Source organism: Rhizomicrobium electricum (assembly GCF_011762045.1).
GTDB classification, from domain to species: Bacteria; Pseudomonadota; Alphaproteobacteria; order Micropepsales; family Micropepsaceae; genus Rhizomicrobium; species Rhizomicrobium electricum.
Map to the genome: position 1 here is coordinate 242,503 of NZ_JAASQS010000002.1, position 12,045 is coordinate 254,547.

General features: G+C 62.1%; 8 protein-coding genes and 1 tRNA gene. All 9 read right to left on the reverse strand.

The features are described from left to right. Positions 1–21: 21 nt before the first annotated feature. On the reverse strand, positions 22–4,266 hold the full coding sequence (gene rpoC, locus FHS84_RS04125) for a DNA-directed RNA polymerase subunit beta' (RefSeq protein ID WP_166930713.1): 4,245 nt from the start codon (positions 4,264–4,266) through the stop codon (positions 22–24). Positions 4,267–4,396: 130 nt separating this feature from the next. Beyond that, positions 4,397–8,482: a DNA-directed RNA polymerase subunit beta gene (gene rpoB, locus FHS84_RS04130; protein WP_166930715.1), complete on the reverse strand. Its 4,086-nt coding sequence runs from the start codon at positions 8,480–8,482 to the stop codon at positions 4,397–4,399. A 223-nt stretch (positions 8,483–8,705) separates the two neighbouring features. Beyond that, the gene (gene rplL, locus FHS84_RS04135; protein ID WP_166930717.1) at positions 8,706–9,083 is read right to left on the reverse strand and encodes a 50S ribosomal protein L7/L12; all 378 of its coding nucleotides are present in this window, start codon (positions 9,081–9,083) and stop codon (positions 8,706–8,708) included. Positions 9,084–9,134: 51 nt separating this feature from the next. Beyond that, positions 9,135–9,653 (reverse strand): 50S ribosomal protein L10, encoded by a 519-nt coding sequence (rplJ, locus tag FHS84_RS04140; protein WP_166930719.1) that lies wholly within the window; start codon positions 9,651–9,653, stop codon positions 9,135–9,137. A 212-nt stretch (positions 9,654–9,865) separates the two neighbouring features. Then, positions 9,866–10,579, reverse strand: coding sequence for a 50S ribosomal protein L1 (rplA, locus tag FHS84_RS04145; protein WP_166930723.1), 714 nt, complete (start codon positions 10,577–10,579; stop codon positions 9,866–9,868). A 6-nt stretch (positions 10,580–10,585) separates the two neighbouring features. Further along, positions 10,586–11,014, reverse strand: a complete 429-nt coding sequence (gene rplK / locus FHS84_RS04150; RefSeq protein WP_166930725.1) for a 50S ribosomal protein L11 — start codon at positions 11,012–11,014, stop codon at positions 10,586–10,588. A 70-nt stretch (positions 11,015–11,084) separates the two neighbouring features. Then, complete coding sequence (gene nusG / locus FHS84_RS04155) at positions 11,085–11,636, reverse strand: transcription termination/antitermination protein NusG (protein ID WP_166930728.1); 552 nt, start codon at positions 11,634–11,636, stop codon at positions 11,085–11,087. A 16-nt stretch (positions 11,637–11,652) separates the two neighbouring features. Then, positions 11,653–11,913: a preprotein translocase subunit SecE gene (gene secE / locus FHS84_RS04160; RefSeq protein WP_166930731.1), complete on the reverse strand. Its 261-nt coding sequence runs from the start codon at positions 11,911–11,913 to the stop codon at positions 11,653–11,655. Between the two features lie 18 nt (positions 11,914–11,931). Then, positions 11,932–12,007, reverse strand: a tRNA-Trp gene (locus FHS84_RS04165). Positions 12,008–12,045 lie beyond the last annotated feature (38 nt).

Genomic DNA, 12,045 nt, shown 5'->3' on the forward strand with positions numbered 1-12,045 from the left:
CTATTCTGTATGCCTTGTCCGTTACTCGGCCGCGGCTTGCGGCGGAGTTTCGGGAGCAGGAGGCGCCGGCGGCGTCTCGGGGGCCGGCGGAGTCGTCGGTCCTTCGATCTGCGCCACAGGCTGCGTCGACTGCTCGGCCTGGATCACCTGATCGCGTTCCGCCGCGATCCGGCGCAGGCGCGCAATGGCGCCGCCCGTACCGGCCGGGATGAGACGGCCGACAATGACGTTCTCCTTGAGGCCTTCCAGTGTGTCCACCTTGCCCTGCACCGCAGCTTCGGTGAGGACGCGGGTGGTTTCCTGGAACGACGCCGCCGAGAACACCGAACGCGTCTGCAACGACGCCTTGGTGATGCCGAGCAGAACCGGACGGCCCACTGCCGGACGGCCGTTGTTCTCGGCCGCCTTCTTGTTGGCTTCGTCCAGCTCGATCATGTCGACCTGTTCGCCGGCGAGCAGCGTGGTGTCGCCGCCGTCGATGATCTCCAGCTTCTGCATCATCTGGCGGCAGATCACTTCGATGTGCTTGTCGTTGATCTTCACGCCCTGCAGCCGGTAGACGTCCTGAATTTCCTTCACCAGGTAGGTCGAGAGTTCCTCAACGCCCTTGATGCGCAGGATGTCGTGCGGCGACGGATTGCCTTCGACGATGTAGTCGCCCTTCTCGATGTAATCGCCCTCGCGCACGCTGATGTGGCGGCCCTTGGGGATCAGGTATTCGATCGGGTCGAGCTTCTCGTTCTTCGGCTTGATGATGACGCGGCGCTTGTTCTTGTAGTCCTTGCCGAATTCGACAAAGCCGTCGTCTTCCGCGAGAACCGCCTGGTCCTTCGGCTTGCGGGCTTCGAACAATTCCGCGACGCGCGGCAGACCGCCGGTGATGTCACGGGTCTTGGCGCCTTCGGTCGGGATACGGGCCAGAACGTCGCCGGCGCGGACCGTGTTGCCGTCTTCCACCGACAGAATGGCGTCGACGGACAGCGGATAACGGGCTTCGCCCACGTTCGGAACCTGGATCACCTTGCCGTCGGCATCGACCACGACGATCGACGGACGGATCTCCTGCGCCTTCGAGCCCGAACCGCGGGCGTCGATGACGACGCGGTTGGTCACGCCGGTCTTTTCGTCCGACACTTCCTTGAAGGTGACGCCCGAGATGAGGTCTTCGAAACGAACGATACCGTCGGTATCGGTCATCACCGGCAGGGCGTTCGGGTTCCACTCGGCGAGCTTGTCGCCGCGCTTGACCTCGGTCCCGTCGTCGACCTTGAGACGCGCGCCGTAGATGACGCGGTAGGTCGCCCGCTCCGCACCCTTCGGATCCAAAATCTGGATCTGCATGTTGCGGCCCATGGCCACCAACTCGCCTTCCGAGTTCTTGACCACGTTGCGGTTGACGATCTTCACGATGCCGTCATAGCTCGCTTCCGACTTCGACGAGCCCGAAACCTGGGCGGCGCCGCCGATGTGGAAGGTACGCATGGTGAGCTGGGTACCCGGCTCGCCGATCGACTGAGCGGCGATAACGCCGACCGCCTCGCCGATGTTCACCGGCGTGCCGCGGGCCAGATCGCGGCCGTAGCACTTGCCGCAGACGCCGTCCTTCATCTCGCACGACAACACCGAGCGCACGCGCACCTTCTGGATGTGCGCCGCTTCGATCTTCTCGGCGAGAACCTCAGTGATTTCCTTGTTCCGCTTGACGATGATCTCGCCGGTGTCCGGGTGCTTCACGTCTTCGGCGGTGGTACGGCCGAGGATGCGTTCGGTCAGCGACGCCACCACGGTGCCGCCATCGATTTCGGCCTGCACGAAAACGCCGTGCTTGGTGCCGCAGTCTTCGGCGGTGATGATGCAGTCGTTGGCCACGTCGACCAGACGGCGGGTCAGGTAACCCGAGTTCGCGGTCTTCAAGGCGGTGTCGGCCAGACCCTTACGGGCACCGTGGGTCGAGTTGAAGTACTCGAGAACGGTAAGGCCTTCCTTGAAGTTCGACAGGATCGGGGTTTCGATGATCGAGCCGTCCGGACGCGCCATCAGGCCGCGCATGCCGGCGAGCTGCTTCATCTGCTGCGGTGAACCGCGGGCGCCCGAGTGGCTCATCATGTAGATGGAGTTCATCTCTTCCAGGCGTCCCGTATCGGGCTCGATGCGGGGCTCGGAGATCTCCTTCATCATTTCGGCCGCGACCTGATCGGTGCACTTCGACCAGGCGTCGACGACGAGGTTGTACTTCTCCTTGTCGGTGGTCAGACCGTCGAGGTACTGCTGCTCGAACTCCTTCACCTTATGGCGGGTGGTTTCGATCAGTTTTTCCTTGTTCGGCGGCACGACCATGTCGTCCTTGCCGAACGAGATTCCGGCCTTGCACGCTTCCTTGTAGCCGAGGCCCATGATGCCGTCGGCGAACAGCACCGTCTCCTTCTGGCCGCAATGACGATAGACCTCGTCGATGATTTGCGAGACTTCCTGCTTACGCAGCAAGCGGTTGACCAGCGAGAACGGGATCTTCGGGTGACGCGGCAGATGCTGGGCCACCATCATGCGGCCCGGCGTGGTCTCGACGCGCTGAATGATCGGCTTGCCGTCGGCATCGACCGTGTGGAAGCGGGCCTTGATCTTGGTGTGGATCGTGATGACGTTCGAGAACAGCGCGTGCTCGATCTCGCCCATATCGTTGAAGGCCATGCCCTCGCCCGGCTCGCCGGGGCGATCCTGGGTGATGTAGTAGAGACCGAGAACGATGTCCTGCGTCGGCACGATGATCGGCTTGCCGTTGGCCGGGCTGAGGATGTTGTTGGTCGACATCATCAGCACGCGCGCTTCCAACTGGGCCTCGAGGCTCAGCGGGACGTGCACGGCCATTTGGTCGCCGTCGAAGTCGGCGTTGAAGGCGGTGCAGACCAGCGGATGAAGCTGGATCGCCTTGCCTTCGATCAGGATCGGCTCGAACGCCTGGATGCCCAAGCGGTGGAGAGTCGGAGCGCGGTTCAGCATCACCGGATGCTCGCGGATCACCTCTTCGAGGATATCCCAGACTTCCGGCTTCTCTTTCTCGACCAGCTTCTTGGACTGCTTGACGGTCTGGCTGAAGCCCTTCGCCTCAAGCCGCGCATAGATGAACGGCTTGAACAGTTCGAGCGCCATCTTCTTCGGCAGGCCGCACTGATGCAGCTTGAGTTCCGGACCGACGGTGATCACCGAACGGCCGGAATAGTCGACGCGCTTGCCGAGCAAGTTCTGACGGAAGCGGCCCTGCTTGCCCTTCAGCATGTCGGCGAGCGACTTCAGCGGACGCTTATTGGCGCCGGTGATGACGCGGCCGCGGCGGCCGTTGTCGAACAGGGCGTCGACGGCTTCCTGCAGCATGCGCTTTTCGTTGCGCACGATGATGTCCGGCGCCTTCAGCTCGATCAGCCGCTTGAGGCGGTTGTTGCGGTTGATGACGCGGCGATAAAGGTCGTTGAGGTCGGAGGTCGCGAAGCGGCCGCCATCCAGCGGAACCAGCGGGCGCAGTTCCGGCGGAATGACCGGGACCACGGTCATGATCATCCATTCCGGACGGTTGCCGGAGTCGATGAAGGCTTCCACGACCTTGAGGCGCTTGACCAGCTTCTTCGGCTTCTCGCCGCCGTTGCAGGTGGCGATTTCGGCGCGAAGATCATCGGCCAGCTTCTTGAGGTCGATCGCCTGCAGCAAGTTACGAATAGCCTCGGCGCCGATCATGGCGGTGAAGCTGTCGTTGCCGTATTCGTCCTGCGCCTTATAGAACTCGTCTTCCGACAGGAGCTGACGCTCCTTCAGCGGCGTCAGGCCCGGCTCGATGACGATATAGTTCTCGAAATAGAGGACGCGCTCGAGATCCTTCAGCGTCATGTCGAGCATCAGGCCGATGCGGGACGGCAGCGACTTCAGGAACCAGATGTGCGCCACCGGCGAGGCCAGCTCGATGTGGCCCATGCGGTCGCGACGGACCTTCTGCACGGTGACTTCAACGCCGCACTTTTCGCAGACGATGCCCTTGTACTTCATGCGCTTGTACTTGCCGCACAAGCACTCGTAGTCCTTCACCGGTCCGAAGATGCGGGCGCAGAACAGGCCGTCGCGCTCCGGCTTGAAGGTGCGGTAGTTGATCGTCTCCGGCTTTTTGATCTCGCCGTGGCTCCAGCGCAGGATCTGCTCGGGGCTCGCCAGTGAAATCTTGATCCGGTCGAAAGTCGGGACTTCCTTACCGGCCGAGAAGACGTTCATCAGCTCTTGGTTCATTTGGGCTCTCTTTGCGAGTTCGCGTCGCGTTCCGTCTTTGCCACCTTCCCCCTTCGACTGGCCCAGGGAGAAGGCCCTCACCAGACCGCCGCGCGCCGGGCTTGCCGAAGCGCGCGGGGCCTCACATCGTCTATCCGTTCACCAGCTCGACGTTCAGACCGAGCGAGCGCATTTCCTTGACCAACACGTTGAAGCTTTCCGGAATACCGGCTTCGAACGTGTCCTCGCCGCGGACGATCGCTTCGTAGACCTTGGTGCGGCCGGCGACGTCGTCCGATTTCACGGTCAGGATTTCCTGCAACGTGTAAGCGGCGCCGTACGCCTCGAGGGCCCACACCTCCATTTCGCCGAAGCGTTGGCCGCCGAACTGCGCCTTACCACCCAACGGCTGCTGGGTGACGAGCGAGTACGGACCGATCGAACGGGCATGGATCTTGTCGTCGACCAGATGGTGCAGCTTCAGCATGTAGATGATGCCGACCGTGACCTTGCGCTTGAAGGATTCGCCGGTACGTCCGTCGTACAACGTCGACTGACCGCTTTCCGCCAGACCGGCTTCGCGCAGCATGTCGACGATATCCGGCTCCTTGGCGCCGTCGAACACCGGGGTCGCAATCGGAACGCCCGGACGCAGGTTCTCGGACATCTCCACGACGCCCTGATCGTCCAGCTCAGCGAGCTGTTCGTCGGTGCCGTAGACATGCTTCAGGTAGCGGCGCAGCGGTTCGACCTTGCCGTCCTTCTTCACCTTGTCGAGCATCTCGCCGACCTTCTTGCCCATACCGGCGCAAGCCCAGCCGAGATGCGTCTCGAGAATCTGCCCGACGTTCATGCGCGAAGGCACGCCCAGCGGGTTGAGCACGAGATCGACCGCGGTGCCGTCTTCGAGGTACGGCATGTCTTCGATCGGCAGGATGCGCGAGATCACGCCCTTGTTGCCGTGACGGCCGGCCATCTTGTCGCCCGGCTGCAGCTTGCGCTTCACCGCGACGAACACTTTGACCATCTTCATCACGCCGGGAGCGAGTTCGTCGCCGCGGCGCAGCTTTTCGACCTTGTCGGCAAACCGCTTGTCGAGACGGGCCTTGGACTCGTCGTACTGCTTGCGCAGCGCTTCGATCTCGGCCATCGCCTTGTCGGCTCTAAGGCCGATCTGCCACCACTGGTGCTTCGGAATGGTGTCCAGCACCTGCTGGGTGATCTTGGTATCGGGCGCCAGGTTCTTCGGGCCCGACGCAGCGGTCTTGTCGCGCAACAGATCGGCGAGGCGCGAGAAGATGTTGCGTTCCAGGATCGACAGCTCGTCGTCGCGGTCTTCGGCCAGACGTTCTTCCTCGGCGCGTTCGATCGCCAGGGCGCGCTGATCCTTGTCGACGCCGTGACGGTTGAACACCCGCACTTCCACGATCGTGCCGGTGACGCCCGGCGGAACGCGGAGCGAGGTGTCGCGCACGTCGGCGGCCTTTTCGCCGAAGATGGCGCGCAGGAGCTTTTCTTCCGGCGTCATCGGGGTTTCGCCCTTCGGCGTCACCTTGCCCACCAGAATGTCGCCCGCATTCACCTCGGCACCGATGTACACGATGCCGGCTTCGTCGAGGTTCTTGAGGTTTTCTTCGCCGACGTTCGGAATGTCGCGCGTGATTTCCTCAGGACCGAGCTTGGTGTCGCGCGCCATCGTCTCGAATTCCTCGATGTGGATCGAGGTGAAGACGTCGTCGCGCACGATGCGCTCGGAGATGAGGATCGAGTCCTCGTAGTTGTAGCCGTTCCACGGCATGAAGGCGACGAGCGCATTCTTGCCGAGAGCGAGATCGCCCAGCTCGGTCGACGGACCGTCGGCGATGATGTCCTTCTTCGCCACCTTGTCGCCGACCTTCACCAGCGGACGCTGCGTGATGCAGGTCGACTGGTTGGAACGCTGGAACTTCTTCAGACGGTAGATGTCGATGCCAGGCTGAGAAGGATCGTTGTCTTCCGTCGCCCGGATGACGATACGGGTCGCGTCGACCTGATCGACAATGCCGGCGCGGCGGGCAGAGATCGCCGAACCCGAGTCACGGGCCACCGTGTCTTCGAGGCCGGTGCCGACCAGCGGCGCTTCCGGCTGCAACAGCGGCACGGCCTGGCGCTGCATGTTGGCGCCCATCAGTGCGCGGTTGGCGTCGTCGTTCTCAAGGAACGGCACCAGCGCGGCGGCGACCGACACCAACTGCTTCGGCGACACGTCGATGAAGTCGATCTGATCGGGCGTCGTCATCACGTAGTCGCCGTGGCTGCGGCAGGACACCAGTTCGTCGGTGATGCGGCCGCGGCTGTCGATCGTCGCGTTGGCCTGGGCGATCATGTACTTCGCCTCTTCCATCGCCGACAGATACACGACCTCGTCCGTCACGTGCTTGTTGTGCACGCGGCGATACGGGCTTTCGATGAAGCCGTACTTGTTGACGCGGGCATAGGTCGCCAGCGAGTTGATCAGACCGATGTTCGGGCCTTCCGGCGTTTCGATCGGGCAGATACGGCCGTAATGGGTCGGATGCACGTCGCGCACTTCGAAGCCGGCGCGCTCGCGGGTCAAGCCGCCCGGTCCAAGGGCCGACATGCGGCGCTTGTGGGTGACTTCCGACAGCGGATTGGTCTGGTCCATGAACTGCGACAGCTGCGAAGAACCGAAGAACTCGCGAACGGCGGCAGCAACAGGCTTGGCGTTGATCAGGTCGTGCGGCATGACCGTGTCGATATCGACGGCGCTCATGCGCTCCTTGATCGCGCGCTCCATGCGCAACAGACCGATGCGGAACTGGTTTTCCATCAGCTCGCCGACCGAACGGACGCGGCGGTTGCCGAGGTTGTCGATGTCGTCGATTTCGCCACGGCCGTCGCGCAACTCCGCGAGCGCCTTGACGATCGAAAGGATGTCTTCCTTGCGCAGCACCCGCATGGTGTCGGGCGCATCCAGGTTGAGGCGCATGTTCATCTTGACGCGACCGACGGCCGACAGGTCGTAACGCTCGGAGTCGAAGAACAACTGGCCGAACAGGGTCTCGGCGGTGTCGAGCGTCGGCGGTTCGCCGGGGCGCATGACGCGATAGATGTCGATCAGCGCCTGCTCGCGGCTGTGGTTCTTGTCCACCGCCATCGTGTTGCGGATGTAGGCACCGGTGGTGATGCCGTCGACGTTGATGACTTCGATTTCGTCGAAGCCGTTGTCGGCGAGCTGCTCGAGATTCTGCGCCGTCAGCTCTTCGCCGGCTTCGACGAAGATCTCGCCCGTCTCCGGGTTGACCATGTCGAGCGCCGAGAAGCGGCCGAGCAATTCCTCAACGCCGAGGGCGATGTTCTTGACGCCCTCTTCGCCCCACTTCTTGAGACCGCGCTGGGTGACCTTGCCGCCCGCTTCGACCAGCACTTCGCCGGTCTTGGCGTTCTTCCATTCGGAATTGGTCTTGGCGTTCTTCATCCAGGCGGGCTCGACCGGCGTGGTCCAGGAGCCGTCCTTGAGACGCTTGAAGGCGATCTTGGCGTAGAAATAGTCGAGGATCTGTTCCTGATCCAAACCGAGCGCATAGAGCAGCGTCGTCACCGGCAGCTTGCGGCGACGGTCGATGCGGACATGGATGATGTCCTTGGCGTCGAATTCGAAGTCGAGCCACGAGCCGCGATACGGGATGACGCGCGCGGCGAACAGGAGCTTGCCCGACGAATGGGTCTTGCCCTTGTCGTGATCGAAGAACACGCCCGGCGAACGGTGCATCTGGCTGACGATGACGCGTTCGGTGCCGTTGACGATGAAGGTGCCGTTCTCGGTCATGAACGGAACGTCGCCCATATAGACGTCCTGTTCCTTGATGTCCTTGACCGACTTGGCGCCCGTTTCCTGGTCCACATCGAACACGATGAGACGCAGCGTCACCTTCAAAGGTGCCGCGAACGTCATCGAGCGCTGCTGGCATTCCTCGACGTCGTACTTCGGTTCTTCGAAGTAGTAGTCGACATATTCCAGACGCGAGGTCTCGGAAAAATCCTGGATCGGGAACACCGACGCGAATACGGCCTGCAGGCCTTCGTCGTGTCGCGAGCCGCTCTCCGGTTTGTCGACCTGGAGGAACTGGTCATAGGAGGTCTTCTGGACCTCGATGAGATTGGGCATTTCCGCCACTTCGGTCATCTTGCCGAAGTATTTGCGAAGCCGCTTGCGTCCCGTGAATGAAAGAGCCATCCCGCCGATCCTTACTTTCCGACAATCCCGCCTAGCCAGGGCGATACCAGTCCGGAAAAGAAGCCCCGGACCGGGCTAGTACTCCCGACGTCGCCAACTTGGTAAATGGCAGCGCCGTTTAAGCGAAAATCACCGCCTCTTCCGGGGCGGTTCCCCGTCCCGGAAGAGCAGTGTGTGAACGAAGTATGCACGCGATCGCGGTTTTTCAAGCCGCGCCGCCTCCTTACTTCAGCTCGACCTTCGCACCAGCGTCTTCGAGCTGCTTCTTGATCTTCTCGGCTTCCGCCTTCGGAACGTCAGCCTTCACTTCCTTCGGGGCACCTTCGACGAGGTCCTTGGCTTCCTTCAGGCCGAGACCGGTGATCGCACGGATTTCCTTAATCACGTTGATCTTCTTGTCGCCGGCGCTGGCCAGGACAACCGTGAACTCGGTCTTTTCAGCCGCCGGAGCCGCCGCAGCAGCGCCCGGAGCAGCAGCCGCAACCGCGACCGGAGCCGCAGCCGAGACGCCCCACTTTTCTTCGAGGGCCTTCGCCAGCTCGGCCGCCTCGAGGACGGTCAGGGCCGACAGATCGTTGACCAACTGTTCGATATTCGCCATTTCTCAATTCCTTCGTGTGTTTCGGGTCTGAATGTTGATGTCGGTTGTCGCTTACGCCGCTTCGTCTTTCTTGGAATACGCGCTGACGACTCGAGCCAACTGACCAGCCGGCGCCTGAAGGACGCCCGCGATCTTGGTTGCCGGAGCCTGAATGAGGCCGATCAGTTTGCCTCTCAGCTCGTCAAGCGACGGCAGGGTCGAAAGGGCTTCAACACCCTTCGCGTCCAGAGCCGTCGTTCCCACCGATCCGCCCAGCACAACAAGCTTGGCGTTGTCCTTGGCATAATTCACCAGCACCTTCGAAGCCGCGACCGGGTCCTTGCTGAACGCAATGCCGGTAGGGCCTTTGAAGAGATGGGAAATGCCTTCGATCGGCGTTCCCTGAAGCGCACGCACGGCCAGACGGTTCTTAGCCACCTTGAACGTCACCCCTTCCTTGCGCGCACGCGCGCGGAGGACGCTCAACTGGGCCACCGTCAAACCGGTATAGTGGGCGACAACCACGGAGCCGGAGTCCGCGAAGACGCCTTTCAGCTCTTCGACGACTTCCGCCTTCTTGGCTTTCTCCACTGTGCTCTCCTTCTCGGCAGCATTTCCCGAATTAAGGGAAATTCCACCGATCAACCGGCATACGTGGCGATCCGCATGCCGCCCTGTTGCTCACTCCTGCCCCAGGGTTCAAACCCGAACCCCGTCTGCGCTGGGTGACTTTTAAGCCCCGAGGGGCCCCAGTGGTCTCGGACAGGTCTTCCGGTCATCGCCGACCGGAAACTCAAAATTCCTTATGCGTCGGCACCGCCGCCAGCGTTCACGGACGCGAGCGCGATCTTCACGCCGGGGCCCATGGTCGAGCTGATGGAAATCTTCTTCACATAGGTGCCCTTGGCGCCGACCGGCTTCGCCTTGACGACGCTGTCGACGAACGCCTTGACGTTGGCGGTGATGGCGTCCTCGGTGAACGAGGCCTTGCCGATACCGGCCTGCACGATGCCCGCCTTCTCGACGCGGAATTCCACCGCACCGCCCTTGGCGTTCTTAATCGCCGTCTTGACGTCCATGGTCACGGTGCCGACCTTCGGGTTCGGCATCAGGCCGCGCGGGCCCAACACCTTCGCCAGACGGCCGACCATGCCCATCATGTCGGGGGTCGCGATGCAGCGGTCGAAGTTGATTTCGCCCTTCTGCACCTGCTCGGCAATTTCCTCGGCACCGACCAGATCGGCACCGGCGGCCTTGGCTTCGTCAGCCTTGGGGCCCTTGGCGAACACGGCGACGCGCACGGTACGGCCCGTGCCCGACGGCAGCGCGACGACGCCACGGACCATCTGGTCGGCATGACGCGGATCGACGCCGAGGTTCATCGCGATTTCGATGGTCTCGTCGAACTTCGCAGTGGCGCGCGACTTGATGAGCTTCACGGCTTCATCAACCGAATAGGCCTTGTTGGCGTCAACGCCTTCGATGGCCTTCTTGAAACGCTTGGAGATCTTCGCCATCGGTTCTTACTCCACCACCCGGATGCCCATCGAACGCGCCGAGCCCTCGATGAGGAGCATGGCATTCTCGATGTCGTTGGCGTTGAGGTCCTTCATCTTGGCTTCGGCGATCTCACGCACCTGCGCCTTGGTCACGGAGCCGACCCAATCGCGGCCCGGCGCCTTCGAGGCGGACTGCAGTTTGGCGGCCTTCTTCAGGAAGTACGACGCCGGCGGCGTCTTCATCTCGAAGGTGAAGGACTTGTCCGAAAACACGGTGATATTCACCGGGATCGGCATGCCCTTTTCCATTTCCTGCGTCTTGGCGTTGAAGCCCTTGCAGAATTCCATGATGTTGAGGCCGCGCTGGCCGAGCGCGGGGCCGATCGGCGGGGACGGATTGGCCGATCCCGCCGGCACCTGAAGTTTGATGTATCCTACGATTTTCTTTGCCACTTTACGTCCGCCTCCTTAGCGGCTTGCGGTTCATGCGGGGCTTGGCCGCCCCTCCCGCGCTAGACACAGGTCAGATCTTCTCGACCTGCGTGAATTCCAGTTCGACCGGCGTGGCGCGGCCGAAGATCGACACCGCAACCTTGAGGCGCGAGCGATCCTCGTCGACCTCTTCCACCGTGCCGTTGAACGACGTGAACGGACCGTCGGCCACTTTGACCTGCTCGCCCACTTCGAAGGTGACCGTCGACTTCGGCTTGTCGGCGCTTTCGGTGACCTGATGGAGAATGCGGTCGACCTCGCCCTGGCGCAGCGCCATCGGCTTGTTGTTCTGCCCGAGGAAGCCCGTGACCTTGGCCACGTTCTTGATCAGGTGATAGGCCTCATCGGTCAGCCTGGCGCGCACCAGCACATAGCCGGGCAGGAACTTGCGCTCGGCATTGACCTTCTGGCCGCGGCGCACTTCCAGCACCTCTTCGGTCGGAACGAGGACTTCCTCGATGAGATCGGAAAGGCCCTGCTGCAGCGCCTGACGCTTGATCTCTTCCGACACCTTCTTTTCGAAGTTCGAATAGGTATGGACAATGTACCACTTGGCGTCCGACATGGTGCCTGCTTCGCTCATCCGTTCACCTGGGCCATTAGCCCACCGCGCCGATCAGAAGACGCTCGCCCCAGGCGAGCACCGTGTCGACGAAGAAGAAGAAAATGACTGTCAACAGGACCATGAAGAAGACCATCACGGTGGTCCACTTGGTCTCTTTCCAGGTCGGCCACGTGACCTTCTTCATCTCGCGCACGGTTTCGCCGTACAGCGAGAGGAGCCCGCCACGACGACGCACCGGCGCCGGCAACTGATTGCCGCCCTCGGTGTCCGCAGTCTTTTTCGTCGTATCGGCCATTTCAGTCCTTTGGAAAAATGGCAGGAGTGGAAGGATTCGAACCCTCGGCCTACGGTTTTGGAGACCGCCGCTCTACCAACTGAGCTACACTCCTGTATTGGCGGCCGGCCCATCACGAGCCGGCCATCCAAA